The sequence below is a fragment of the Streptomyces sp. NPDC049954 genome (assembly GCF_040656295.1).
In the GTDB taxonomy this organism is placed as follows: Bacteria; Actinomycetota; Actinomycetes; order Streptomycetales; family Streptomycetaceae; genus Streptomyces.
In genome coordinates this window covers 462,690-488,110 of the sequence record NZ_JBFALS010000004.1, presented here as the reverse complement: position 1 = coordinate 488,110, position 25,421 = coordinate 462,690, and the positions used below count along the sequence as shown (strand labels likewise).

General features: G+C 71.6%; 18 protein-coding genes, 1 tRNA gene and 3 pseudogenes. 10 read left to right on the top strand and 12 right to left on the bottom strand.

What is annotated here, in order from left to right:
* Window position 1: 1 nt before the first annotated feature.
* The 7 genes from AB0J21_RS11370 to AB0J21_RS11340 all read left to right on the top strand — a co-directional run bounded on the left by AB0J21_RS11370 (window position 2) and on the right by AB0J21_RS11340 (window position 4,505).
* The gene (locus AB0J21_RS11370; RefSeq protein ID WP_363145611.1) at window positions 2–694 is read left to right on the top strand and encodes a haloacid dehalogenase-like hydrolase; all 693 of its coding nucleotides are present in this window, start codon (window positions 2–4) and stop codon (window positions 692–694) included.
* Window positions 695–799: 105 nt separating this feature from the next.
* The gene (locus AB0J21_RS11365) at window positions 800–1,702 is read left to right on the top strand and encodes a radical SAM protein (RefSeq protein WP_363145610.1); all 903 of its coding nucleotides are present in this window, start codon (window positions 800–802) and stop codon (window positions 1,700–1,702) included.
* Window positions 1,703–1,763: 61 nt separating this feature from the next.
* Window positions 1,764–2,336 (top strand): hypothetical protein, encoded by a 573-nt coding sequence (locus AB0J21_RS11360; RefSeq protein ID WP_363145609.1) that lies wholly within the window; start codon window positions 1,764–1,766, stop codon window positions 2,334–2,336.
* On the top strand, window positions 2,254–2,916 hold the full coding sequence (locus AB0J21_RS11355; protein WP_363145608.1) for a class I SAM-dependent methyltransferase: 663 nt from the start codon (window positions 2,254–2,256) through the stop codon (window positions 2,914–2,916). Before AB0J21_RS11360 ends, AB0J21_RS11355 begins: the two co-directional genes overlap by 83 nt.
* 11 nt (window positions 2,917–2,927) lie before the next feature.
* Window positions 2,928–3,515, top strand: a complete 588-nt coding sequence (locus AB0J21_RS11350; RefSeq protein WP_363145607.1) for a class IV adenylate cyclase — start codon at window positions 2,928–2,930, stop codon at window positions 3,513–3,515.
* A gap of 19 nt (window positions 3,516–3,534) precedes the next feature.
* Complete coding sequence (locus AB0J21_RS11345; protein WP_363145606.1) at window positions 3,535–3,909, top strand: hypothetical protein; 375 nt, start codon at window positions 3,535–3,537, stop codon at window positions 3,907–3,909.
* Between the two features lie 182 nt (window positions 3,910–4,091).
* Window positions 4,092–4,505 carry an NUDIX hydrolase gene (locus tag AB0J21_RS11340; protein ID WP_363145605.1) on the top strand — a complete coding sequence of 138 codons (414 nt, stop codon included), beginning with the start codon at window positions 4,092–4,094 and terminating at the stop codon, window positions 4,503–4,505.
* 105 nt (window positions 4,506–4,610) lie between these two features.
* On the opposite strand, the pseudogene AB0J21_RS11335 reads toward AB0J21_RS11340, so the two are convergent.
* Window positions 4,611–4,940: pseudogene (locus AB0J21_RS11335) on the bottom strand (mobilization protein); the annotation flags it as partial.
* 27 nt (window positions 4,941–4,967) lie between these two features.
* Between AB0J21_RS11335 and AB0J21_RS11330 the strand changes: the two are divergent.
* Together AB0J21_RS11330 and AB0J21_RS11325 are read left to right on the top strand one after the other, a co-directional pair.
* Window positions 4,968–5,591, top strand: a complete 624-nt coding sequence (locus AB0J21_RS11330; RefSeq protein ID WP_363145604.1) for a helix-turn-helix transcriptional regulator — start codon at window positions 4,968–4,970, stop codon at window positions 5,589–5,591.
* Window positions 5,588–7,231, top strand: a pseudogene (locus tag AB0J21_RS11325) (tyrosine-type recombinase/integrase). Before AB0J21_RS11330 ends, AB0J21_RS11325 begins: the two are co-directional and overlap by 4 nt.
* A 128-nt stretch (window positions 7,232–7,359) precedes the next feature.
* Here the strand turns inward: AB0J21_RS11325 and AB0J21_RS11320 are convergent.
* The 10 genes from AB0J21_RS11320 to AB0J21_RS11275 form a co-directional block, all read right to left on the bottom strand.
* A tRNA-Thr gene (locus AB0J21_RS11320) sits at window positions 7,360–7,433 on the bottom strand.
* 90 nt (window positions 7,434–7,523) lie between these two features.
* Entirely contained in the window at window positions 7,524–9,200 is a 1,677-nt protein-coding gene (locus AB0J21_RS11315; RefSeq protein ID WP_363145603.1) for an alpha/beta hydrolase, read from the bottom strand.
* Window positions 9,201–9,324: 124 nt separating this feature from the next.
* On the bottom strand, window positions 9,325–10,530 hold the full coding sequence (locus AB0J21_RS11310; protein ID WP_363145602.1) for a DNA polymerase III subunit delta': 1,206 nt from the start codon (window positions 10,528–10,530) through the stop codon (window positions 9,325–9,327).
* 257 nt (window positions 10,531–10,787) lie between these two features.
* Entirely contained in the window at window positions 10,788–14,405 is a 3,618-nt protein-coding gene (gene tmk, locus AB0J21_RS11305; RefSeq protein ID WP_363145601.1) for a dTMP kinase, read from the bottom strand.
* Between the two features lie 288 nt (window positions 14,406–14,693).
* Window positions 14,694–17,564, bottom strand: a complete 2,871-nt coding sequence (gene topA / locus AB0J21_RS11300; protein ID WP_363145600.1) for a type I DNA topoisomerase — start codon at window positions 17,562–17,564, stop codon at window positions 14,694–14,696.
* 590 nt (window positions 17,565–18,154) lie between these two features.
* Window positions 18,155–18,364, bottom strand: a complete 210-nt coding sequence (locus AB0J21_RS11295) for a hypothetical protein (RefSeq protein WP_363145599.1) — start codon at window positions 18,362–18,364, stop codon at window positions 18,155–18,157.
* 225 nt (window positions 18,365–18,589) lie between these two features.
* The gene (locus AB0J21_RS11290) at window positions 18,590–20,068 is read right to left on the bottom strand and encodes a methyltransferase (RefSeq protein ID WP_363145598.1); all 1,479 of its coding nucleotides are present in this window, start codon (window positions 20,066–20,068) and stop codon (window positions 18,590–18,592) included.
* 378 nt (window positions 20,069–20,446) lie between these two features.
* Window positions 20,447–21,016 carry a small secreted protein gene (locus tag AB0J21_RS11285; protein WP_363145597.1) on the bottom strand — a complete coding sequence of 190 codons (570 nt, stop codon included), beginning with the start codon at window positions 21,014–21,016 and terminating at the stop codon, window positions 20,447–20,449.
* Between the two features lie 516 nt (window positions 21,017–21,532).
* Window positions 21,533–21,982: an ATP-binding protein gene (locus AB0J21_RS11280; protein ID WP_363145751.1), complete on the bottom strand. Its 450-nt coding sequence runs from the start codon at window positions 21,980–21,982 to the stop codon at window positions 21,533–21,535.
* 107 nt (window positions 21,983–22,089) lie between these two features.
* The gene (locus AB0J21_RS11275) at window positions 22,090–22,443 is read right to left on the bottom strand and encodes an STAS domain-containing protein (protein WP_363145596.1); all 354 of its coding nucleotides are present in this window, start codon (window positions 22,441–22,443) and stop codon (window positions 22,090–22,092) included.
* A gap of 81 nt (window positions 22,444–22,524) precedes the next feature.
* On the opposite strand from AB0J21_RS11275, the pseudogene AB0J21_RS11270 reads away from it, so the two are divergent.
* A pseudogene (locus AB0J21_RS11270) lies at window positions 22,525–24,980 on the top strand (DEAD/DEAH box helicase).
* Here AB0J21_RS11270 and AB0J21_RS11265 read toward each other — a convergent pair.
* Entirely contained in the window at window positions 24,943–25,365 is a 423-nt protein-coding gene (locus AB0J21_RS11265) for an Rv3654c family TadE-like protein (protein WP_363145595.1), read from the bottom strand. The pseudogene AB0J21_RS11270 and the gene AB0J21_RS11265 overlap by 38 nt on opposite strands.
* Window positions 25,366–25,421 lie beyond the last annotated feature (56 nt).

The following is a 25,421-nucleotide window of genomic DNA, read 5'->3' as shown; positions in this document are numbered from 1 at the left end:
CATGGAGCTCTTCGTCCTGTGGGACATCGACCACACCCTCATCGAGAACGCGGGGGTCAGCAAGGAGATCTACGCCGCTGCCTTTCGTGGCCTCTCAGGTCGCGAACCCACGGAGCCCGCGCGTACTGAGGGGCGTACGGATCGACTGATCATGCGCGACATGTTCGTCCGCGAAGGGCTGCCCGTGCCCGACTGGCACCTCATCGAAGCAGCACTCGTCCAGGCAGGGGAAGCGCGCCTGGAGGAGCTGCGCAGGCGCGGGACCGCCCTGCCCGGTGTGCACGACGCCCTGAAAGCCGCCTCGGCTCAGACCGGTTGGGTCTCCTCCGTACTCACCGGCAATATCTCCGCCAACGCCCGTGTGAAGCTTGCCGCGTTCGGGCTCGACTCTCTGCTTGATCTACCGGTCGGCGCCTACGGAGCGGACGCCGAACTCCGCCCCCACCTGGTCGCTGTCGCCCGCGAGCGCGCACAGCGACTTCATGGTGTTGCGGCCGACATCCCCACCGTCCTCGTCGGGGATACTCCTCGTGACGTGGAAGCGGCTCTGACCACAGGCTCCGGCGTCCTCGCCGTCGCCTCCGGCATCCACACCCAGGAGGAACTGACTGCCGCCGGAGCCGTCGAAGTCCTGCCCGACCTGTCGGACACGAAGCGTGTCCTCGGCATCCTGGAATCCTTCGCAGGTCACTGAAAACGTCCCAGGACGTCCTTGGACCGTCCCCGAACGCGGTGTCGAGGTCCCCGAGCAGAAGGCCACTATCAGGCTCCCACCAGGCAACCAGCCGAAGGAGCCGACGTGATCGAGGAAGTCACCGGGATCAAGAAGATCCGCATGCTGTACCTGCAGCTGCTCTACCGCTGCAACTTCACGTGCCTGCACTGCTTCCACGGCAAGCGGCTCCAGTACGCCGACGCCTTCACCGTCGACGAAGCCGCGGATCTCCTCACCCTGATGCGGGGCCAGTACGGCACCGAGGCCGTGACACTGCTCGGCGGAGAGCCCTTCGTCCACCGGGACCTCGCGCAGGTCGTCCGCCACGCCAAGGAGGAACTGGGCCTGCGCGTCGAGATCTGCACCAACGGGTACCGGATCGAGCGCCGTCTGACCGAGATCGCCCCCTCCCTGGACCTACTCAGGGTTTCGCTGGAGGGCGTCGAGTCGACAAACGACGGCATCCGAAAGCAGGGCAGCTACCAGAGTGCCCTGGAGGCGCTCCGGCTGGCTCGGGATCTCGGCGTTCCGACCGGTGCGACCATGACCGTCACCTCGCGGAACATCACCGAAGTCCTGCCCCTCGGACGGGCCTTGGCGGAACTCGGGGTCCGGCAGCTCAAGCTCCACCACCTGCGGCCGGTCGGCAACGCCGCCGATCATCCCGAGCTGCTGGTCACCTCCCCTTCCGCCTACGGCCGGCTCCGGGACGATCTGGCGTCAGCCGATCTGCCCTTGGAAGTGATCGTCGACGAGGACCTCTCCGAGGACGGTGCCCCGCAGGTGTGCGCCCCCTCCGATGGTCCTCGCGAAATCGACCGCATTGAGGTCGACCCGCGCGGTGCGCTGACCATGTCCTGCAAGGCCGTGGGTAAGGACGCGCACGCCTTCTGGTACGAGAAGGCGGCAGGACGCATCGTCCACAAGCCCTCGTCCGTCGACGAGCTCACCCTCGCGGTACCGGACGTGGTGTACGGCCGTGCCTGATCGCCCTCGCTTCGAGAGCCTGGAGGGGTTACGCGGCACCGGCAAATCCACCCTGGCGCCCATGCTCGCCGCCGCCCGGCAGGCCGTCCTCGTCGCTACCGTCCCGCTGCCCTACCAGCCGCTCAGACAGGCGCTGGACAAGCGGACGAACGTAGAGGCACGGATGTGCTTCTACCTCTCGGGCCTGTTCACCGCGGCCGAGGAGATCCAGCATCACCTCGACGCCGGCGTCCCGGTCGTCGTCGAGAGCTACTTCGCCCGGTGCCTCACCACTCACCGGGCCCTGGGGGCACAACTCGGCATCACCCTGCCGAGCTGGCTGCCGACACCCGCTACCTACCACCTCGTCTGCGACGACGACGAGAGACAACGCCGACTCTCTGGGCGGAACAAGCCGGTGTCGCGGTGGGACTCACTGATCGAGACCGTTACGGACCGAGTGACGGACGCCTACGCATCGTTCCCGGTGCATCGCGTCGACACCACGGGGCGCAGCCCCGACGAGGTCCTCCGAGTGATCATGGATACCGAGACGCAAGGAGCGCACCCCCATGCAGACTCAGAGCCTGTGGGAGCACACGCTCACATTCTTCCCCCAGTTCCTCGCCACGCTGCGGGAACGTGTCGCCCCTGACGCCACCGTCGCCGTGGTCGGCGCGAGCGACGGCAAGTTCGTCCTGCCCCTCGCCGCCGCCGGCTACCGCGTCGTCGCCATCGAACGCGACGCGGTCGCCCTCCACGGGGGCGACGTCCACCTCCCGGGTGACAGCCAGGCCCACGCGTTGGGACTGATCGATCGACTGAAGCTCGAAGAACTCCACGAACGCGTAGAGGTCGTTGAGCACGACTTCCTCGACGGTGAACCCCTGGGCCGGCAGTGCGACGCGGTCTGGACGAGCTGCTCATGGCACTACAGTGCCAACCACCACCGCCCGCTCGGCGAGTTCGTCGACCGCATGCAGCGCCTGGTCCGCCCAGGCGGCATCTTCGGCGCGGAGTTCATGATGCCCGTCGAAAGACGCCACCACATGATCGAGCACTACACCTCCCCGGAACGCCTCCACCCCCACTTCATCGGCGACTGGGAAGTCCTGCTCACCCTGCGCACCACCGAATTCACCGAGCGGCCCCACGTCGGCCAGCTGCACGACCACACCCACCGCATGGGCCTCCTGCTCGCGGCCCGGACGTCCACCCTCACCGACCACTTCTGAGAGAAGACCCCATGAAGCACGAATACGAGGCGAAGTTCCTGGCCGTCGACGTCACCGACCTCCAAAACAAACTGAGCGCCCTCAATGCCGCCCAGGCATTCCCCCGCACGCTCCTCACCCGCAAGATCTTCGAAAACGACTCCCTCGACAGCGGAGCCTGGATTCGACTGCGGGACGAAGGCACCCGCTCGACCCTCACGCTCAAGCAGGTCACCGACGCCACGACGATCGACGGCACCAAGGAGATCGAAACCGAGGTCACCGACCTGCACGCCATGGCCGACATCCTGCGCCGGGTCGGCCTCACCGAAGTCCGGTACCAGGAGAACTACCGCGAGGAATGGCGCCTGGGCGAGGTCGCCTTCGACTTCGACACCTGGCCCGACCTCCCCACCTTCCTGGAGATCGAAGGACCCGACGAGGCATCGGTGCGCCAGGCCGCCGCGCTGCTGAACCTCGACTACTCCGAGGCCCGGTTCGGCAGCGTCGACGAGATCTACAAGAGCGAGGCCGGGCGCGACATCCTCGCCGAACCCACGCTCCTGTTCTCCGAAGCCGAGAAGCAGAAGGACGCTTCTCCCACGGCCCAGGACCGTTGATCGCGGAGGGAGACGAGCGATGCTGACGGAAGTCGCCCTACAGCACAGGGTGATCCCCGGGATCGCCGAGTTCGCCCGAGGAGGACTGCCCTCACCGGCGGCCACCGACGACGGCAACGAGTGGGTCGACGGACCCTGCTGGCTCTACTGCGGGCAGCGGTGGACGCTCGGCCTGTGGATCGGCCCCGCCATAGTCGCCGGGGCCCAAGCCCCGATGTACGCCTGCGGCGCCTGCATCGGCGAGCTGCAGGAACGGGTCTGGCAATCCTTCTTCAACGAGAACCGCCCGGCCGGCTCCACCCGGCCGACCGATTCCGCCGAGGTGGGGCAGTCGGCCTCCGGCAGGAGAACCGGCAAGCATCGGGGCCAGAGCAGGCTCTTCCGCCGTAGTTAAGCCCCCGCCCCGATCACGCTGGCGCCCGCTGTCCCCGCAGCGAGAGCCCGTGGCCGGGGCGGGTCATTGGCGTGCGCGCCTTCGGCGGAAGCCCCGAGACGAACGGCCTGGCAACACAGCGACCGTTTCACGTCCACCGATACGGTCTTCCCACCCACCCCGGGCCTCTTGGAGGAGCAGTCGTGAAGCAGCAGACCACGGACGAGCGGCCGGGCATCGCCGCCGCCATCGTCGTTCACGAGGGCCGCGTGCTCATGGTCCGCCGCCGGGTGAGCGAGGGGCAGCTCTCCTGGCAGTTCCCCGCCGGGGAGGTCGAGCCCGGCGAGGAACGTGAGGCCGCCGCCGTACGGGAAACCCAGGAGGAGACAGGGCTGGCCGTGGAAGCGGTCAAGCTGCTCGGCGAGCGCGTTCACCCCAAGACGGGCCGCCTCATGTCCTACACCGCCTGCCAGATCCTGGGCGGTACAGCTCACGTCGCCGATACCGAGGAGCTGGCCGAGCTTGCCTGGGTATCCCATGGCGACATCCCGGAGTACGTGCCGTACGGGCTGTTCGAGCCGGTGCAGGACTACCTCGACGGGACCTTGTCCGCGTAGACCGCTCCAAGTTCCGGCGGGGAACTGCGGGAGAGCACCAAGGCTCCACGACCTACTGGATCTTGCCTGGATGCAGGACTTCCGAGGCAAGGAGCGCCTCTTGCCTCACAGACGTGGACGGTGCTTCTGTTCCGCCGGGACCGCCGACCGTGCGGGCTCAGCCACACCGGCCGACAGTGCAGTCGCGGACAGTCGCATGGTCGTAGTCCTGCGAGCCGCCTCGGCGCGGGGGTTGGGTGCGGGGTTGCGGCTGGTGTGCTGGATGCGGGTGATCAGGACGCGGGCGGGTTGGCAAGCGGTGGTGAGTTCGCGCTGAGCGGCGGCTTCCTTGAGGAGCTGGTGGGGTTTGTGGCCGCCGGCTTCGGCGTCGGCGAGGACGGTGGCGAGAGCCGGCCAGGCGGGGTCGGTGAGGATGCGGTCGGCGTGGTCGGGGACGACGTCCCGGAGTGGGTGGACCAGGTCATGTCCACCGTGGCCGGCGAGGTCCGCAGACGACGGAAGGAACTGGGTTGGAGCGCGCAGGACTTGGCCGACAAGTGCGAGGAGATCGGCCATCCGATCCCTCGCAACGTCATCGCCAACATGGAGTCCGGGCGCCGCTCCAACCTGCCCTTGGTCGACGTCATCGTGCTGGCCGAAGCACTGAACACCCCGCCCATCTGCCTCGTCTATCCCGTCGGCTACGTCGACGACGTGCAGCGACTCCCACTCCAGCCCCCCACCACGTCGATGCACGCGTTGCGCTGGTTCACCGGGGAGGAGACCGATCTCGGCGCGGATGACGACATGCTCCGCTACTTCCGCGCCCACCACGCTGCGGAGGAACAACTGCGGAAAGCGCTCCTCGACGAGGACTATGCGCGCTACCACGCCGAGACTGCCCCGAACGCCGACCGGAAGGCAGAAGCCCTGCGCTCTCAGGCACGGGCCGCCGAGGCGGCCGACGACGCCGCCAGCCGCCTGCGCAGAGTCCGCGCCTTCATCCAGGAAGAGGGCGTCACACCCCCGGCCCTGTGGCCCGACTTGGCCACCGCGATCGACTCATCAGCGAGCGATCCCGACACCACCGAGGAGAATGATCTTTGAAGGGCTCCACCTACCGCCGCTGCTCCTGCCGCGACCCCAAGACCGGCAAGGAACTCGGCACCTCCTGCCCCAAGCGCAACAGCAGGAACCACTCACCTACTCCGTACGCCAGGAGCTCTCACCCCGCGAGGACGGCAGCCGGCGTTCCTTCGCCCGGGGCGGGTACGGCAGCCTCAAGGCTGCCCAGGCCGACCTCGACCACGTACGCGCCCTCCTCGGACTCGCCGAATCGGACGACCCCGAGGGCACCGAACTCCTCGCCGAGGTGCTGGCCGAGGTCAGCCGCGAGCGCTCGCCCCTGCCCGAGGTCGAGGAGACGCGGCGGCGCCTCAACGCCGGCCAGGACCTCATCGGCAGCCTGCCCGTCACCGAGTGGCTCGACCGGTGGCTGGCCGGCAAGCGCATACGCAAGTCCGGCCTCAACCGCTACGAGACCGACATCCGCGTCCACCTGAAGCCGCGCATCGGCAACCGGCGCCTGGACCGGCTGCGCGTCAGCCACCTCAGCGAGATGTTCACCGACATCCGCGACGCCAACGCCCAGGTCCTGGAGGACAACGCCCAACGGCGGGCCGCAGTCGACGAGCTAGCAACCGTTCCGTGGAAGGGCGCCGAGAACCGAGCCCGCCGCAAGGCGATGAAGGCCGCGATCGACGAGATGCCACCCTTCCGGGCGCATCACTGGCCCCGCCACGCGCCAGCACATCAAGGCGACTCTCCGTGCGGCCCTGAATGACGCGATCGGCCAGCAGATCATCACCTTCAACCCCGCCGCCCACGTCGAGATCGACTCCGTACGCAAGCCGAAGGCGCTCGTGTGGACGGACGAGCGGGTCGCCAAGTGGGAGCAGACGGGAGAGAAGCCGTCACCCGTGATGGTCTGGACACCCCAACAGACGGGCGCCTTACTGGACTTCGTCGCCGAGGACCGGCTGTACGCGATGTGGCACCTCATCGCCTTCCGCGGCCTGCGCCGGGGCGAGGCGTGCGGGCAGCCATGGTCCGAGACAAACCTCGACACCCACTCCCTCACCGTCTCCTCCCAACTCGTGCAGGACGGCTGGGAGATCGAGACATCCGATCCCAAGACAGACAGCGGCTACCGCGTGGTCGCGCTCGACGACGACACCGTCGACGTCCTGAAGCGGCACCGCGAGCGGCAGGACAAGGCCCGCGAGGAGCGGGGATCGGCCTGGGCCGACACCGGCCATGTCTTCACGCAGGAAGATAGATCCTGGCTCCATCCCGGCAAGGTGACCGACCTCTTCGAGCGCCTCGTCGCCGCCTCCGGCCTCCCGCCGATCCGGCTGCACGACCTGCGCCACGGCGCCGCCACCCTCATGCTCGCCGCCGACATCGACATCAAGATCGTGTCGGACACTCTCGGGCACAGCGACACCCGCATCACGCGGGACATCTACCAGAGCGTCCTGCCCCAGGTCGGCAGGAGCGTCGCCGAGGCGACCGCGAAGCTCGTCCCTCTCCAGCGCAAGGCCGAGGCCGAGAAAGCGGCACGCAAGGCCGCGAAGAAGGAGAAGGCCAAGAACGCCGGCAAGGCAAAGTGCGGCAAGCCGAAGGACAAGGCGAAAGCCCAGGCCAAGGCGGGCAAGAAGGCCAAGCGCCGGAAGCCCAAGAAGTAGGTCCCTGAGCCGCTCCGCTCATGCATCGCTCACGCAAGCACTTCCACGGCGTTCCCGTCGTGCGGCCCGGCAGGCCCCGCACATGAAAAAGCCCCAGGTCACGGCGAGTGAGTCCTGGGGCGATTCCGAGCCGCCTTCGGGATTCGAACCCGAGACCTACGCATTACGAGTGCGTTGCTCTGGCCAACTGAGCTAAGGCGGCTTGGCGTGCTGACCATCGTGGGGCAGCGGCCTCGGCAAGTCTACACAGTTTCCGGGGGTGGTTCTGACCACCTCCGGAGGGGCTCGTCGGTCAGGAGCAGCGGGTGTTCTGCTGCGGGGCGCGGCCCGTCAGGAGGTACGTCGTGACGTGGGTGTCGACGCACGTGCTGCCCCGGCCGTACGCGGTGTGGCCGTCACCCTCGTAGGTCAGGAGGACGCCCGAGCCGAGCTGGGCGGCGAGGGAGCGGGCCCAGCGGTAGGGGGTGGCCGGGTCGCGGGTCGTGCCGACCACCAGGATCGGGGGCGCGCCCTGTGCGGTGATGCGCTGCGACTTCCCCGTGGCCCGCACCGGCCAGTACGTGCAGTTCAGGGCGGCCCAGGCCATGCTCTCGCCGAAGGCCGGGGACGCCTTCTCGAAGTCCGGGAGCGCCGCCTCGACGGCCTCGGGGCCGGAGAAGGCCGGCGGGAGGTCCAGGCAGTTCACGGCCGCGTTGGCCGCCATCAGGTTCGAGTAGGCGCCCTTGTCGTCCCGCTCGTAGTAGGCGTCGGACATGGTGAGGAGTGTCGAGCCGTCCCCGTGCCCGACGGCCCGGGTCAGGGCCTTGCGCAGCAGTGGCCAGGCCGCCTCGTTGTACATCGCCGCGATCACGCCCGTCGTGCCCTGCGCCTCGCTCAGGTCGCGGCCCGTCTGCGAGGTGTGCAGCGGTTTCTCGTCCAGGCGGTCGAAGAACGCCTTCAGCCTGCGGCCGGCCGCTTCCGGGCCGCCCCGGCCCAGCGGGCAGTCCGCGCGGGTCGCGCAGTCCTCGGCGAAGGACCGGAAGGCCGTCTCGAAGCCGGCCGTCTGGTCGAGGTTCACGCGCAGCGCGTCGAGTGACGGGTCCGTCGCGCCGTCCAGGACCAGGCGGCCCGAGCGCCCCGGGAACAGTCCCGCGTACGTCGCCCCGAGGAACGTGCCGTACGAGGCGCCCACGTAGTTCAGTCTCCGGTCACCCAGGGCCGAGCGCAGCAGGTCCATGTCCCGCGCCGAGTCGGTCGTGGAGACGTGCCCGAGGACCTTCCCGGAGTGCTCCGCGCACGCCGCCGCGTAGTCCTTGAAGGAGCGGACCAGCTCGTCCTTGTCGGCCTGGTCGTCCGGGGTCAGGTCGGTCCGTGTCCAGCGTTCCGTGCGGGGGCCGTCCAGGCAGGTGACGGGGGTGCTGCGGGCGACCCCGCGCGGGTCCACCGCGACCATGTCGTAGCGGGCCCGCACCTTTTCCGGGTAGTGCTCACCCGCGTACGCCGTGAGGTAGTCCACCGCCGAGCCGCCCGGACCGCCGGGGTTCACGAGGAGGGAACCGAGGCGCTCGCCGGGGCCGGTCGCCCTCTTCCGCGCCACCGCCAGCTCGACGCGGCCCCGTGCCGGGTGCGCGTAGTCCAGCGGGGCCTTCAGCGTCGCGCACTGAAAACCGGCCGGGGCGGAACCGTCCCCGCCCGAACCCGCCGGGGCGGAACCGTCCCCGCCCGAACCCGCCGGGGCGCACGGCCGCCACCGCAGGCGCTGCCCCTCGTACGCGGCGACCGGCCCGCCCCCGGACGGCGCCTGCGGGGAGGCCGCCACCGGGGAGCTCGCCGCCGTCCCGCGCACCCGCGCGGGACTTTCGGCCGCCTCCTCCGACACGGAGCCACTCGCCGTACCGGAGAGACACGCCGCGGCCAGCAGGGCAGCGGCGACCGGCAGGGCCCTCGCCGTGGTGACGGTGAACTTCCTCGTGGTGACGGTGAACTTCATCCAACGAGGCTAACCGTACGCACTTCCACCATTACCCTACGCACGGAACTTCCGCCCTATCGAGTGACCCGTCGCGTCGGCGCACGTCCGCCGCGCCTCGGCCGGCGCGCCGCCCGAGGGCGGGTCAGCCCGCGCGCAGGGCCATCGCCATCGCCTCGACGGCGAGGAGCGGGGCCACGTTGCGTTCCAGAGCCGTGCGGCACGCGCCGATGGCCTCTATGCGGCGCAGCGTCGCCTCGGGGCTGCTGTCGCGTGCGATCCGTTCCACCGCGTCCTGCACGTCAGCGTTGGCGAGGGGGGCCCGGGAGCCGAACTGGAGGGCCAGCACGTCGCGGTAGAAACCGGTCAGGTCGACGAGCGCCAGATCGAGGCTGTCGCGCTGGGTACGGGTCGAGCGGCGCTTCTGACGGTCCTGGAGGTCCTTCATCACCCCGGCCGTGCCGCGCGGCATCCGGCCGCCCGCCTGCGCGCCGAGCGCGGCCCGCATGTCCTCGGTCTCCTTCGCGTCGGTGTCCTCCGCGACCTGCTTCGCGTCGTCGCCCGCCGCGTCGATCAGCTCCTGCGCGGCCCGCAGGCCCGCGCCGACGTCCCCGACCCGCGTGGGCAGTTTCAGCACCGCCGCGCGCCTGGCCCGGGCCCGCTCGTCCGTCGCGAGGCGCCGTGCGCGGTCGATGTGGCCCTGTGTGGCCTGCGCGACCGTCGCCGCGAGGGCCGGTTCGACGCCGTCCCTGCGGACGAGAAGGTCGGCGACCGCGTCCACCGGCGGCGTGCGCAGCGTCAGGTGGCGGCAGCGGGACCGGATCGTGGGAAGCACGTCTTCCAGGGACGGGGCGCACAGCAGCCAGACGGTGCGCGGGGCCGGTTCCTCGACGGCCTTGAGCAGGACGTTGCCCGCGCCCTCGGTCAGCCGGTCGGCGTCCTCCAGGACGATGACCTGCCAGCGGCCCACCGCGGGGGAGAGCTGGGCCCGTCTGACGAGGTCACGGGTCTCCTTGACGCCGATGGACAGCAGGTCGGTCCGTACGAACTCGACGTCCGCGTGCGTACCGACCTGGGTCGTGTGGCAGCCCTCGCAGAACCCGCAGCCGGGGTCGGCGCCCAGGGCCCGGTCGGGGCTCACGCACTGGAGCGCGGCGGCGAAGGCGCGCGCCGTCTCCGCGCGGCCCGAACCGGGCGGGCCCGTGAACAGCCAGGCGTGCGTCATCCGTGAGCCCTCGGGACCTGCCTCACCACCCGCCACGGCCGTGACCTGCGTGTCCGCGTCCTTGGCGGCGGCGGCGAGCTGCGCGCTCACCCGCTCCTGACCCACCAGGTCGTCCCACACCGTCATGCGGTCACTGCCTTTCCCTCACTCCGTCTTCGCCTCGCGCGTTCGTCCATTGTCGGCGACGCCTCTGACAACGGAGGACAGGCACTGAACGGAGGGCAGGTAACTGAACGGAGGACAGGTACTTCGAGGACGAATACGGGACCGGGACGAGGACGGGACCGGGACGAGGACGAACACGGGACCGGGACGGGGCAGGCGGGGGCGGATGCGGCCACGTGTGGCCCACCGCCCCCGCCTGCTCAGCCCTTCGGCCGGTCTCAGCCCCGCCGGCCCTTGCCGCGGCCGCCCCCGTCGCCCCGTCCCGGACCGTCGTCCTCCTCCTCGTCGAAGCGGGGGCCGAGCAGTTCGTCCGCGAGGGTCGGGAGGTCGTCGAGCGGGGTCTCCTCCGCCCAGTCGGGGCGCGGGCGGCGGCGCGGGACCCCGGTCTCGTCGAGCTGCGGGAGTTCCCTGGTCCGGTCGTTCGGGCCGAGGGCGTCGGCCCTCCCGGTGTTCCCGGCCGCTCCCGGGCCGGGCCGCTGCCGGTCCCCGCGCCCGGCCGCCGGGGCCTCGTCGCGGAAGAACCCGGGCGGGACGCGGTCGGCGGGGTTGTCGGTCGGCGCGCCGGCGAAGGGCCGCCGGGAAGCCGCACCTGAACCACCCTGACGGGCCTCGCCGGAGCCACCCGTACGGGTCTCCCCGGAAGGGCTCCCGCCCCCCTTGCCGTCCTTCGCCCCTTCCGCTCCGGCGGCGTCCCTCGCACCGGCGTCCTTGGTACCTCCGGCGGCGTCCGTCGCACCGTCGCGGAACTGCGGCAGCACCGTCGTCTCGTCCTGGGCTCCCGGGTGCGGCGTCGCCCCGCCCTCCCGGCCCTCCTCGGCGTCGGTCCCCTCCCGGAACTGCGGGAGCACCGTCGTCTCGTCCTCCGGGTACACCGGGCGCGCGTCCTGGGGGCGGACGACCGGGGTGGAGATCGTCGTCTCGTCGCCGTGCCGGAAGATCGGCGTCGGCACCGTCGTCTCGTTGTCCGGAACGGGACCCGAGCCCTGACGTGAGGTCGCGTCACGTCCACCGGCGGCGTCCTCGGCGCGGTCCTCAGCGCGGCGCGCCTCCTCAGCGGCCCTGGCCTCCTCGACCCTGGCTTGCTCGGCGGCCCGCGCCTCCTCGGCGGCGCGGGCCGCCTCGACCCTGGCCGCCTCAGCCTCGGCCTCCGCGGCGCGGCGGCGGTGGTCCTCCTCCTCGGCGCGCTGGCGGGCCTGTTCCTCCGCGAGCCTGCGGGCCTGTTCGGCACGGAGCAGGGACTCCTCGGCCTTGCGCTGCTTCTCGCGGCGCTTGGCCTCGGCCTCCTCGCGCAGCCGCTTCTCCTCCGCGGCCTGCCGGCGCAGACGCTCCTGCTCGGCCTCGCGCGCTGCCTCCTCCTCGGCCTTGCGGCGGGCCTCCTCCTCGGCCTGGCGGCGTTCCTCCTCGGCGCGCTGCCTGGCCTCCTCGGCGAGGCGCTCCTCCTCCTGGCGGCGGGCCTCCTCCAGTTCGCGGCGCTTGCGCTCCTCCTCCTCGGCGCGCAGCCTCGCGAGCTGTTCCTGGCGCTCGCGCTCCAGCCGCTCCTCCTCGGCCTTCCGTTCGGCCTCCTCCTCGGCCTTGCGACGGGCCTCCTCCTCGGCGGCCCTGCGCGCCTCCTCCTGGGCCTCGATCTCGGCCTCGGAGAGGGGAAGCAGCTGGTCGAGACGGTGCCGGATCGTCGTCGTGACGGCCTCCGGCTCCTGCGCCCCGTCGACCACGAGGTAGCGGCCGGGGTCGGCGGCGGCGAGCGTGAGGAACCCGGAACGGACCCGGGCGTGGAACTCGGCGGGCTCCGACTCCAGCCGGTCGGGCGCCTCCGTGAACCGTTCCCGCGCGGCCTCGGGCGCCACGTCGAGCAGCACCGTCAGGTGCGGGACGAGCCCGTCCGTCGCCCACCGCGAGATCCGTGCCACCTCGACCGGGGAGAGGTCCCGGCCCGCGCCCTGGTAGGCCACGGACGAGTCGATGTACCGGTCGGAGATGACGACGGCCCCGCGTTCCAGGGCGGGCCGTACGACGGTGTCGACGTGTTCGGCCCGGTCGGCCGCGTACAGCAGGGCCTCGGCGCGGTGCGAGAGGCCGGCGCTGGAGACGTCGAGCAGGATCGAGCGCAGCCGCTTGCCGACCGGGGTGGCGCCGGGCTCGCGGGTCACGACGACCTCGTGGCCCTTGGCCCTGATCCACTCGGCGAGCGCCTCGGCCTGCGTCGACTTGCCCGCGCCGTCGCCGCCCTCCAGGGCGACGAAGAAGCCGGTGGCCGCGGGCGCCTGGGCCGGGTCGCCGCCGCGCAGCGCCTCGCGCAGGTCGCGGCGGAGCGGTACGCCCTGCCGGTCGTCGGTCTTCGCGAGGACGAAGGCGGCGACCGGGAGCAGCAGCGCGCCCACGAGCATCAGCGCGAACGAGGCCCCGTCGTGCTCGAAGGTGAACTTGCCGTTGACGACGCGGTGCGGGCCGATGAGCGCGGCGAACACCGGCGCGACGACCGCGGCGACCGCGACGGCCACCCGGGCGACGGCCTGGAGGTGCTCGGTCGTACGGGCCCTGCGGGCCTCCTCGGTCTCCTGGTCGAGCAGGACGTGCCCGGTGTTCGCGGCGATGCCCGCGCTCACCCCGGCGAGCAGCAGGAGCAGCAGGACGGTGGTGATGTCGGGGACGAGCCCGGCGACCAGCAGCGCGACTCCGGCCACGGCGATCGTGAGCGACAGCAGCCTGCGCCGGGACAGGGTGGGCAGCACCGAGGGCGCCGTACGGATGCCGAGGACGGTGCCGCCGGTCAGGGCGAGCACGATCAGGCCGTACGCGACCGGGCCGCCGCCCAGGTCCCTGGCGTGCAGTACGCCGACCGAGACGGCCGCGCCGATCGCGGCGGCCACGGCGCCGCAGGCCCCGACGAGGACGGGGACGGCCCCCGTACGTCCCTTGTCCGCGGGCTCGGCCTCGGGGGTGGCGGCGGCCGGGGATCCGGTCCCGGTGTCCTGGCCCGCGCTCCGGGGTCGCGGGCTCGCGCCGCGCGGGCGGCGCAGCCCTTCGAGCGGGGACCGCGCGCGCGGCGTGCGGGCCGAGGGCAGTTCCAGGGCGGAGACGACGGACAGGGAGGCGGCGAACAGTCCGGCCGCGACGTACGAGGCGAGCGCGGCCTGGTGCTGCGCGAACCAGTCGAGTCCGGCGCCCAGCAGGTTCCCGACGAGGGACACGGCGACGAGGGTCAGCGCGGCGGCGGGCAGCGCGCAGAACGTGGTGCGCTGGAAGAGGCGGCGCAGGGTCTCCAGATGGTCCGGGAGCGGCCGTACGGCATCGCCCTCGGGCGGTGGAGCGGGCAGCAGCCCGGGGGCGGCGCCCTCCCGGCACACCGTCCACAGCCGTTCGGCGCCCCCGGCGAGGAACGCGGTGACCAGCAGGATCGTGAGCGCGTTGTCCGGGGTCCAGTCGATCCACAGCGGCGCGACGATCATGAGCGCGGCGCGTACGCCGTCCGCGACGAGCATCGTCCAGCGCCGGTCGAGCGCCCCGCCGGGGGCGGTCAGCGCCGACACCGGTCCGAGCAGCACCGCTCCGAACAGCAGCGTCGCGAGGATTCGCACTCCGAAGACGGTGGCGACCGCGAACGCCGCTCCCCGGTAGCCGCCGCCGAACGAGTCCTGGAACAGGTCCGCCTGAAGGACCAGCACGACCAGCACCAGGAGGGCGAGACAGTCGCCGACACCCCCCACGAGCTGGGCGCTCCAGAGGCGTTTCAACGGTTGGGAGCGCAGCAGAGCGCGGATCGCGCGCTCCTGGGAATCTGCGACCAGGGCGGTGTCTGAGGTCGTCTTGACGACCGGTGGCTGCTCGGCTCGCGTCATTCCGACAGCCTATCGGCCGGATACGACACCTCGAAGGCCCGTCCGAACAAACGTCTCCGCTCCCGGCGTGCCCCGCACAACCGTTTGCAATCGCGCTCGACCAGGCGGTTTCGACCGCCGAGGAGCGGGAACCCGGGGAGGCCGACCGAAGCCCCGCGCCCCACGAGGATCGGCCCGGCACGCCACGAGGGCCGCCCCGCGCATCCGTCCTCCCAGCCCCGGCACGACGGCGGGGCCGCCCCGGGACCCTTCCCGCAGCGGCCCCGTCACAGGGGGTCTCAGCCCTCGTCAGTCACCGGCCGTGGCCGACTCCCCGGAGGCCGAGGACTTGCCCGCCGACGCCTTCTTCGCCGTGGCCGAGGACTTCTTCGCGGCCGTCGCGGTGGTCTTCTTCGCCGCGGTGGTCGTCTTCTTGGCCGCCGTCGTCGTCTTCTTCGCCGCCGACTTCGCGGCCGTCTTCTTCGCGGGCGCCTTCTTGACGGCCTTCTTCGCCGTCTTCTTGGCGGGGCCCTTGGCCCGCTTCTCGGCGAGCAGCTCGTAGCCGCGTTCCGGGGTGATCTCCTCGACGCTGTCGGCGGCCCGCAGCGTCGCGTTGGTCTCGCCGTCGGTCACGTACGCGCCGAAGCGCCCGTCCTTGACGACGACCGGCTTCCCGCTGACCGGGTCCTCGCCCAGCTCCTTGAGCGGCGGCTTGGCGGCGGCCCGCCCGCGCTGCTTGGGCTGCGCGTAGATCGCGAGCGCCTCTTCGAGGGTGATCTCGAAGAGCTGCTCCTCGGTCTGGAGCGAGCGCGAGTCCGTGCCCTTCTTGAGGTACGGACCGTACCGCCCGTTCTGCGCGGTGATCTCGACGCCCTCCGGGTCCGCGCCCACGACCCGCGGCAGCGACATGAGCTTGAGCGCGTCGGCGAGGGTCACCGTGTCGAGGGACATCGACTTGAAGAGCGAGGCGGTACGCGGCTTGACCGCGTTCTTGCCGGTCTTCGGCGTGCCCTCGGGCAGGATCTCGGTGACGTACGGGCCGTAGCGCCCGTCCTTCGCGACGATCTGCCGGCCGGTCTCCGGGTCGGCGCCCAGCTCGAAGTCGCCGCTCGGCTTGGCCAGCAGCTCCTCGGCGTACTCGACGGACAGCTCGTCGGGGGCGAGGTCCTCGGGGACGTCGGCGCGCTGGTGGTTCTCGGAGTCCTTCTCACCGCGCTCGACGTAGGGCCCGTAACGCCCGACGCGCAGCATGATGCCGGCGCCGACGGGGAAGGAGGACACCTCACGGGCGTCGATCGCGCCGAGGTCGGTGACCAGTTCCTTCAGGCCGCCGAGGTGATCGCCGTCCCCTCCCGCGTCGGCGGCGGAACCGACGGTTCCGGCATCGCCCTCGCCGAAGTAGAACCGGCGCAGCCACGGCACGGACTGGGCCTCGCCACGCGCGATGCGGTCGAGGTCGTCCTCCATCTTCGCGGTGAAGTCGTAGTCGACGAGCCGCCCGAAGTGCTTCTCCAGCAGGTTGACCACGGCGAAGGACAGGAAGGACGGCACGAGGGCCGTGCCCTTCTTGAACACGTAGCCGCGGTCCAGGATCGTGCCGATGATCGACGCGTACGTCGACGGGCGGCCGATCTCCCGCTCCTCCAGCTCCTTGACCAGGCTGGCCTCGGTGTAGCGGGCGGGCGGCTTGGTGGAGTGGCCGTCGGCGGTGATCTCCCGGGCGCTCAGCGCGTCGCCCTCGGCGACCTGCGGCAGCCGGCGCTCGCGGTCGTCCAGCTCCGCGTTCGGGTCGTCCGCGCCCTCGACGTACGCCTTGAGGAAGCCGTGGAAGGTGATGGTCTTGCCGGAGGCGGAGAACTCGGCGTCCCGGCCGTCGGCGGAGGTACCGGCGATCTTGACGGTGACGCTGTTGCCGACCGCGTCCTTCATCTGGGAGGCGACGGTCCGCTTCCAGATCAGCTCGTACAGCCGGAACTGGTCACCGGTCAGGCCGGTCTCCGCGGGGGTGCGGAAGCGGTCCCCGGAGGGGCGGATCGCCTCGTGCGCCTCCTGGGCGTTCTTGACCTTCCCGGCGTACGTACGCGGCTTGTCGGGCAGGTAGGCGCCGCCGTACAGCTGCGTGACCTGGGCCCGCGCGGCGGACACCGCGGTGTCCGAGAGCGTCGTGGAGTCGGTACGCATATAGGTGATGAAGCCGTTCTCGTACAGCTTCTGCGCGACCTGCATCGTGGCCTTCGCCCCGAAGCCGAGCTTGCGGCTCGCCTCCTGCTGGAGCGTCGTGGTGCGGAAGGGCGCGTACGGCGAGCGGCGGTACGGCTTCGACTCGACCGAGCGGACCGCGAAACTGCTGTCTGCCAGACCGGCGGCCAGCGCGCGGGCGTTCGCCTCGTCGAGGTGGAGCGTGCCGGACTTGAGCTGCCCGAGGGAGTCGAAGTCACGGCCCTGCGCGACGCGCTTGCCGTCGACGGCGGACAGCCGCGCGGTCAGCGTGGACGGATCGCTCGCGTCACCGGTGCGGCCGGTGCCAAAGGTGCCGGTGAGGTCCCAGTACTCGGCGGAACGGAAGGCGATGCGCTCGCGCTCCCGCTCGACGACGAGCCGGGTCGCGACCGACTGCACGCGGCCGGCCGACAGCCGCGGCATGACCTTCTTCCACAGGACCGGCGAGACCTCGTAGCCGTAGAGGCGGTCGAGGATGCGGCGGGTCTCCTGGGCGTCGACCAGCTTCTGGTTCAGCTCGCGCGGGTTGGCCACGGCGGCCCGGATCGCGTCCTTGGTGATCTCGTGGAAGACCATGCGGTGGACGGGGATCTTGGGCTTGAGCACTTCCTGGAGGTGCCAGGCGATGGCCTCGCCCTCGCGGTCCTCATCGGTGGCGAGGAAGAGTTCGTCGGAGTCGCGCAGCAGATCCTTGAGCTTCTTGACCTGCGCCTTCTTGTCAGCGTTGACGACGTAGACGGGCTGGAAGTCGTTCTCGACGTCCACGCCGAGCCGGCGCACCTCGCCCGTGTACTTCTCGGGCACCTCGGCGGCACCGCTGGGGAGGTCGCGAATGTGCCCGACGCTCGCTTCGACGGTGTAGCCGGGGCCGAGGTAGCCCTTGATCGTCTTCGCCTTGGCAGGCGACTCGACGATGACGAGTCGGCGACCGCCGTGTGCGGTCTCGCTGGTCGGGGACAACGTGGCTCTTCTCTCCGGTCGAGGCTCAAGGCCCGCGGGAAACGCCCGGGGGCCGGACCCGAGGGGGTCCGTGCCGCCCACACTCCTGCGGGTGGGTGACTGCTGACGCTGCGGAGTGTGACGGTACCTCCCGCCCCCGTGTCAAACGGGAAAAGCCCGCAACGGCCACTCGAACGGTAACCCGACTACCGCCATTCCTGCCGCCCGGACCGCCTGTACGCCGTTTCGGGCCATGTGCACCCATACCGGGGGCGCTGGGCTCCGTCGCAGGTGGGGGCCCACATGGAGACCGCCGCAAGGCCCTCTCGGCGGCATCTGAGCGTCCGCCGGAAGAGCCTGCCGGGGGACCGAGAACCGCGACGGGCGCACGACCGGCCTCCGGTCGCGGGCCCCGCGCCGCGCCGGGGGCGCACGGATTTACGGGGGACCACCTCGCCCCGGGGCCGGGCACCCCGAGCACCCGAGCACCTCGGGGACGAGGCCGGGCCCGTCCGACGTCGGACGCGGCTCCGGACAGGCTTTGAGGACCTGAGGGGCCTGGGAGGCCTTGAGGGACTTGAGGGGCCTGAGGGATCTCCTCGAACACGGCTTCAGATACGGCTGAAGCACCAGAGGGCGAGGAGGACGGCGCCGGCACCGATCAGCAGTCCGAGCGTCGCCGAGGTCAGCGGATGCACCCCGTCTGCCACGGGCGCCCGGTGCACGAGGCGTACGCAGGTCCACAGAAGCAGACTGCCGCCGAAGAGCAGGAAGACCGCGCCCGCGAATATCGCGGGCAGGCTCTCCGTGATCGCGTCCATGTGTTCCCCCGCTTCGCCGCACCGGCGGCGGCCGCCCGGTCGAGCCCGGTGACCGCCCACAGGATCGGGAGGCTGGCAGCCCGGCACGTCGCGGACACGAACCCCGGGTGAACTCCAGGACAGCGGCACACGGCCGACAGGAGAGCGCGCTGCCCCAGGCGGCCGAACGCGGGGCGGGGACGAGGAGGGGGTGCGGGTGCGTGGCGCCGACACGCCCGTCGTCGGCTACTCGACGGGTTCCAGGAACCCCTGTTCCACGAGCAGCCTGATCTGGGCGGGGGTGCGGTCCCTGAGCTGGACCGGGTCCTCGTCGACGAGCTGGGCGATGGCGTCAAGGATCGCCCCGGCGGTCAGCGTCCCGTCGCAGACCCCGGCGAACCCGGCGCCGACGGTGTCCACCTTCGTGGCCCGGCGCATCCCCCGGTGCTGCCGCAGCACGACGTACTCGGGGTCCTCGGCCCCCGGGGCCCCGATCTGCTCCTGCACCACCTCGGGGGCGAGCCGGAAGCGGTCCGCGAGCAGCGCCGCGTCGTCGTGCGAGCGCAGGTAGTCGACGCGGGCGAAATGGCCGAGGACCGCGCCACCGAGCGGTTGCTCGACGGAGTGCGGCCACTCCTCGACCGTCACGGAGGGCACGTCCGCCGCGGTACGGCGCAGGGTGATCCAGCCGAAGCCCACCGCCTTGGTGCCGCGCGCCGCGAAGGTGTCGAGCCACTCCTCGTACCGCCGGGCGTACGCCTCCGGGTCGCGGCGGTGGTCCCCCGCGTCGCGGAGCCAGAGTTCGGCGTACTGCGTGACGTCCTGCACCTCGCGCTGCACGATCCACGCGTCGCAGCCGGCCGGCACCCAGGAGCGGACCCGCTCGCTCCACTCCTCGCCCTCGACGTGCTCCCAGTTGGCGAGGAACTGCGCGTATCCGCCCACGGTGAGCCGCTGCCCCGCCCCTCCGACGAGGCTCCGGCACAGCGCGTCCCCCTCCATCCCGCCGTCCCGGTAGGTCAGCCGGGCGCCGGGGGAGATCACGAACGGCGGGTTCGACACGATCAGGTCGAAGGTCTCCTCGCCGACCGGCTCGAACAGCGAACCGGCCCGCGCCACGGCGGGCGGCATCCCCGACAGGGCGAGGGTGAGCGCCGCGAAGACGAGGGCCCGGGGGTTGAGGTCCGTCACGGTGACGCGGCTCGCGTACGGCGAGGCGTGCAGCGCCTGCACCCCGGAGCCCGTACCGATGTCGAGTGCGCTGCCGACCGGCGTACGCACGGTGAGGCCCGCGAGCGTCGTGGAGGCGCCGCCGACCCCGAGCACGACGCCCTCGTCCCGGCTGCCGATGCCGCCGGCTCCGCCGACCGCGCATCCGAGGTCGGAGACGATGAACCAGTCCTCGCCCTGCGGCCCGCCGTACGGCCGGACGTCGACCGCGGCACGCGGCTGCCCGCGCTCGTCACGCACCAGCCAGCCCGCCGACTCGGCGTCCCGCACCAGTTCCTCGGACAGCACCGCCGCCAGCGCCCCGTACTCCACCGTGTCCTGGAGCAGGAAGAGGCGGACGAGAACGGCGACGGGGCTCTGCCCCCGGGTCGCCCGCAGCGCGGGCACGGTCTCCCCGCGGGCGAGCGCCGCGTAGGCCGGAGCGCCGAGCAGGTCGAGCAGCCCATCGGCGGTGAACTCGGCCTTCCGCAGGGCTTCCCCCAACCGGCCGGCCACCTCGGCCCCGCTCCCCTCGTGGGAGGGGAGGCCCGACTGGGGGCGCGGTGCGTCGGACTCCCCCGGCGCCCCGGACGCCCGGGACGGACCGGCCTGGCCGGACGCCCGGGACGGGCCGGCGGACCGGCCGCGGGGGCCTTGGGGATCAGCGGGACTGTTCGGGCTCATGGAACTGTTGCTCACCCGTCCATTGTGTCCGCCCCCACCGACAATCGCGCCCACCGCCCGCCCGGCCTGCCGCGCCGGACGGGGACGCGAACTTCCTGCCAACAGGTTCTCGCCTCCGCCCAACACTCACCACCGGAAGAACAGAGGTCCCGTCAGAAGCATTCTGTGCACTGGCGCGTGGGAGGCCGTCAGGAGACGACCGAAGTTCCGTCAGGACGGACTGGCGGTGGCGGCCGGCGAGGCGTTCTGGCAGCTCTCCTGGTCCTTCATCGCCTTCGCGACATCGCCGGACTGGAGCTTGTCGAGGGCGCGGTTGCCGTTCTGGCTGATCTTGCCGAGCCGGGTGGCGACATCCTTCAGGCCGTCCGCGAACTTCGCCTGATCCTTGACGTCCAGGGCGTCGACCCTCTTCTTGAGGTCGGCGTAGGACGCGGAGATGGAGTTCAGCTCCTTCACCGCGTCGTCCTTGGTCTTCTCCCCGTCGTCGACCGGAGGAGCACCCGCCTTGGTCACGGCGGACGCCATGCCCTTGTACGCGTCCGACAGATCCTGGAACGCCTTCGAGTCCGTCTTCTGGACATCGGCCGGCGCGCTCGTGTCCGAGGTCTGCTTCTGGATCGCGTCGTTGGCGCCCTCGATCTTCTTGACCTGCGGCTGTACGTCACCGCAGAAAGTCTTCGCCCAGCTGTCGAGCTTGTCGTTCTTGTCGTCCCCGCATCCCGACAGGGCCAGCACCAGTACCGCACTGCCGGACAGTGCGAACGCGAGTTTCTTGTTCACCGGATCGGTCCCTCCATGGTCTCGGCCCCGGAACTTACACGGCAGTCGATCAACCACAGGTTGACTTGCATACGTTTTGTCAGATTTTAGGCCGTTCGCACCACAGGAGAGATGTCTCACGGCCCACTTCGCCCCCGTTTGGCCCTGCGCGCTCACCACCTGACGAGCCGTACGGCGACACCCGACGGGCACGGTGAACGCGCCGGCCCGGGCGGGCGGAACCAGCGAGAGACACGAACGGAAAGCAGGGCGGAGGAGGGAAGGAAGGGAGGGAGGGAGGGAGGGAGGGAGGAGGGAAGCCGCGCGGACACGCGGACACGCAGACACGCAGACACGCAGACATCCGGACACGCGGACGTTCGGACACGCGGACGTGCGGACGTACCGGACAGGCAGACATGACGAAACGTCACTTCGAGGCAAGAGCGGCCAGAGGCCAGAGGTTCCTCAAGTCACCCCAGGGGCCCCGGCGGGCCCTGTCGATACCGCGGCGGCCGCCTCAGAGGCACGGCCGTCTCAGGAGCCTGCGGCGGGCCCGCTCTGCGCGGGGGTGGTCGGCCAGGTCATCCGCAGCCGCCCCCCGTCCTCGGCCGTGGTCACCTCGACGTCGTCGACGAGGCCGCTGATGACGGCGAGACCCATCTCGTCCTCACCCTCCGTGTCGACATCCTCGGAGTTGAGCATCGCGCCGGGCGAGGCGTCGGTCGCCGAAGCGTGCGGCGCCTGGTCGACCACCTCGATGGAGAACTGCTTCTCCTCCTCGATCAGCAGCACGCTGACCGGTTCCGAGACGTCGTGGTTGCGGTGCAGGCCGACGGCGCGCGTGCACGCCTCGCCGACCGCGAGGCGAACCTCGTCGAGCACGGCCTCGTCCACCCCCGACCTGCGCGCCACGGAGGCGGCGACGAGCCGGGCTGTCCTGACGTGCGAGGGCAGAGCGCTGAAGCGGAGTTCGACGGTGGCCATGCGGTCCCCCTCAGACATACGTACGTGCTCGGGCGACGCCGGGGCTCCGCGCCCCGCGCCACCCACGCCTGACCCCCGGACCGCTCGGGCCCGGGGTCACACGCTGCTCAGTCGGTCGCCGCGACGGCTTCGTCGACCGAGTTGTGAATGGGGAAGACCTTGGTCAGGCCGGTAATACGGAAGATCTTGAGGATGCGCTCCTGGTTGCACACCAGGCGCAGCGAGCCCTCATGGGCCCGCACCCTCTTCAAGCCACCCACCAGGACACCGAGTCCGGTGGAGTCGAGGAAGTCGACTCCCTCCATGTCGACGACGAGATGGAAATTGCCGTCGTTCACCAGCTCCACGAGCTGCTCACGCAGCTTGGGAGCGGTGTACACGTCGATTTCGCCGCCTACCAGGACGACCGTACGGTCGCCGCTGGGGCCGGAAACATTGCGAGTCGACAGGGACAGGTCCACTGATCCTCCAGCACCTTGCTATCGAGCGGTCGTCCCTCGGGACACCTCGGCCTGAGCCCCCGGGACGGTTCGCCAGCCGCCATGGCATTCAATCACTTACCTGCACGCGTGCACGACGCTTCAACGCATTGTCCGCCGCACCAGTGACACACTCGATGCCGATGGCCACGTTCTCCACGACCGGCCGCCCCTCCGAGGGCACGGCCGCACAGCACTCTCCCCGAGCGGTTCTCGACCGCATCGCCGCAGGGGCGAGCCGCGCTGAGCGCATCACTCATACGGAGCACCTGCCCCCACGTGCGGCCCGCTATGCCGTCTGGCCCGACCGGGTTCGCGCCGAGGTCGTCGCGGCCGTGCAGGCCGCCGGTATCGAGCATCCGTGGTCCCACCAGGCCGAGGCCGCCGAGCACGCCCTGGACGGGGAGTCGGTCGTGGTCTCGACCGGTACGGCCTCCGGGAAGTCGCTCGGCTACCTGGTGCCCGTCCTGTCCGCCCTCCTCGACGGCTCCGAGGCCCCGAACGGGCGCGGCAGCACGGCCCTGTACCTCGCCCCCACCAAGGCCCTGGCCGCCGACCAGCGCCGGGCGGTGAAAGCGCTTGCGGAGCCGCTGGGCCGCTCCGTGCGCCCCGCCGTCTACGACGGGGACACGCCGGTCGAGGAGCGCGAGTGGGTGCGCCAGTACGCGAACTACGTGCTGACCAACCCCGACATGCTGCACCGGGGCATCCTGCCCTCGCACCCCCGCTGGTCCTCCTTCCTGCGTGCCCTGCGCTACGTGGTGATCGACGAGTGCCACGTCTACCGCGGCGTCTTCGGCTCGCACGTCGCCCAGGTCCTGCGGCGACTGCGCCGGCTGTGCGCCCGCTACGGCTCCGAGCCGGTGTTCCTGCTCGCCTCCGCCACGGCGGCCGAGCCCGCCGTGGCCGGACGCCGCCTGACCGGGCTGCCGGTCGCCGAGGTCGCGGACGACGGCTCCCCGCGCGGCGAGGTCGTCTTCGCCCTGTGGGAGCCGCCGCTCACCGAACTGGTGGGCGAGAAGAACGCACCCGTACGAAGGACCGCGACCGCCGAGACGGCGAGCATCCTCACCGACCTCACGCTCCAGGGTGTGAGATCCGTCGCTTTCGTGCGCTCCCGGCGTGGCGCGGAGCTGATCTCGGTCATCGCGAAGGAACGCCTCGGTGAGATCGACCGCTCACTGCCCGCCCGGGTCGCCGCCTACCGGGGCGGTTACCTGCCGGAGGAGCGGCGCGCCCTGGAGCGGGCGCTGCACTCCGGCGAACTCCTCGGCCTCGCCGCGACCACGGCCCTGGAGCTGGGCGTGGACGTGGCCGGTCTCGACGCGGTGGTCATCGCCGGCTACCCCGGGACCCGCGCCTCCCTGTGGCAGCAGGCCGGACGGGCGGGACGCACCGGTCAGGGAGCCCTCGCCGTGCTCGTGGCGCGCGACGACCCGCTGGACACCTTTCTCGTGCACCACCCCGAGGCGATCTTCGACCAGCCCGTCGAGTCGACCGTCCTGGACCCCGACAACCCGTACGTGCTCGCCCCGCACCTGTGCGCGGCGGCGGCGGAACTCCCCCTGACCGAGGCCGACCTCGACCTGTTCGGCCCCGCCGTCGCCGGACTGCTCCCGCAACTGGAGTCCGCGAAGCTGCTGCGACGCCGCGGCGCCTCCTGGTACTGGACCCGCAGGGAGCGCGCCGCCGACCTCGCCGACATCCGCGGCGAGGGCGGCTCCCCCGTGCAGATCGTCGAGGACGGCACCGGCCGCCTGCTCGGCACGGTCGACGCCTCCGCCGCCCACACCACCGTCCACGAGGGCGCCGTCCACCTGCACCAGGGCCGCACCTACCAGGTGCGCCGCTTCGACCTGGACGACAACGTCGCCCTCGTCGAGGAGGCCGCTCCGCCCTACTCGACCACCGCCCGGGACACCACCGCCGTCTCCGTGCTGGAGACCGACACGACGATCCCGTGGGGCGAGGGCCGGCTGTGCTTCGGCTCCGTCGAGGTCACCCATCAGGTGGTCTCCTATCTGCGCCGCCGGCTCATCACCGGCGAGGTGCTCGGCGAGACCAAACTCGACCTGCCGCCCCGCACCCTGCGCACCCGCGCCGTGTGGTGGACGGTCACCGAGGACCAGCTCGACGCCGCCCGGATCAACCCCGAGCAGCTCGGTGGCGCCCTGCACGCCGCCGAACACGCCTCCATCGGTCTCCTCCCCCTCTTCGCGACCTGCGACCGTTGGGACATCGGCGGCGTCTCCGTGCCGCTGCATCCCGACACCCTCCTTCCCACGGTCTTCGTGTACGACGGCCATCCGGGCGGCGCGGGCTTCGCTGAACGCGCCTTCCACACCGCCAGGGAGTGGCTGACGGCGACCCGTGAGGCCATCGCCGCGTGCGAGTGCGAGGCGGGCTGCCCCTCCTGCGTGCAGTCCCCCAAGTGCGGCAACGGCAACGAGCCCCTGCACAAGCGCGCCGCCGTACGCCTGCTCACGGTCCTGCTCCAGGGGGCCCCGCCCGCGCCCTGACGCGCACCGCGTACGGCCCGAACGCCGCCCGCGCCGCGACCTCGGCGATCTGGCCCCGTATCGAGCAGACCTCGATCAGTCCGCCCTGCGCCCCGGCCACCCGCCGGGCCGCCGCGCAGGCCGCCTCCGGTCCCCGGGCCCACGAGTCGGCCGCCGCGAGCGCGGCGAGATCCGCCGTCCCGGCAGCGCGGTGCCGCGCCACGACGGCCTGCCCCATCCCCAGCGCGGCCGCGCACATCAGCCCGAGCACCGCCATCGTCACCACGACCCACACGGTGGCCGCCCCACGATCGGACCGCGCTCCCGAGCGCACCCCGGGTGCTGCGACCACCGCGCTCACGGCGCCCGCCGACCGGCCCTCCCTGGCTCGACGGGGCTGCTTCACGGCCCCACCACCTCCTCACGCGAGACCGAAACCGGGACAGCCCCCGTCACCGCGAC

What these genes read in the sequence shown, in the direction of transcription:
- AB0J21_RS11350 (WP_363145607.1), top strand. Translation starts at nt 2,928, where the DNA reads ATGAAGCACGAATACGAGGCGAAGTTCCTGGCCGTCGACGTCACCGAC.
- AB0J21_RS11280 (WP_363145751.1), bottom strand. Translation starts at nt 21,982, where the DNA reads ATGGCCACCGTCGAACTCCGCTTCAGCGCTCTGCCCTCGCACGTCAGG.
- AB0J21_RS11315 (WP_363145603.1), bottom strand. Translation starts at nt 9,200, where the DNA reads ATGAAGTTCACCGTCACCACGAGGAAGTTCACCGTCACCACGGCGAGG.
- AB0J21_RS11345 (WP_363145606.1), top strand. Translation starts at nt 3,535, where the DNA reads ATGCTGACGGAAGTCGCCCTACAGCACAGGGTGATCCCCGGGATCGCC.
- AB0J21_RS11330 (WP_363145604.1), top strand. Translation starts at nt 4,968, where the DNA reads ATGTCCACCGTGGCCGGCGAGGTCCGCAGACGACGGAAGGAACTGGGT.
- tmk (WP_363145601.1), bottom strand. Translation starts at nt 14,405, where the DNA reads ATGACGCGAGCCGAGCAGCCACCGGTCGTCAAGACGACCTCAGACACC.
- AB0J21_RS11370 (WP_363145611.1), top strand. Translation starts at nt 2, where the DNA reads ATGGAGCTCTTCGTCCTGTGGGACATCGACCACACCCTCATCGAGAAC.
- AB0J21_RS11355 (WP_363145608.1), top strand. Translation starts at nt 2,254, where the DNA reads ATGCAGACTCAGAGCCTGTGGGAGCACACGCTCACATTCTTCCCCCAG.
- AB0J21_RS11295 (WP_363145599.1), bottom strand. Translation starts at nt 18,364, where the DNA reads ATGGACGCGATCACGGAGAGCCTGCCCGCGATATTCGCGGGCGCGGTC.
- AB0J21_RS11360 (WP_363145609.1), top strand. Translation starts at nt 1,764, where the DNA reads ATGCTCGCCGCCGCCCGGCAGGCCGTCCTCGTCGCTACCGTCCCGCTG.
- AB0J21_RS11310 (WP_363145602.1), bottom strand. Translation starts at nt 10,530, where the DNA reads ATGACGGTGTGGGACGACCTGGTGGGTCAGGAGCGGGTGAGCGCGCAG.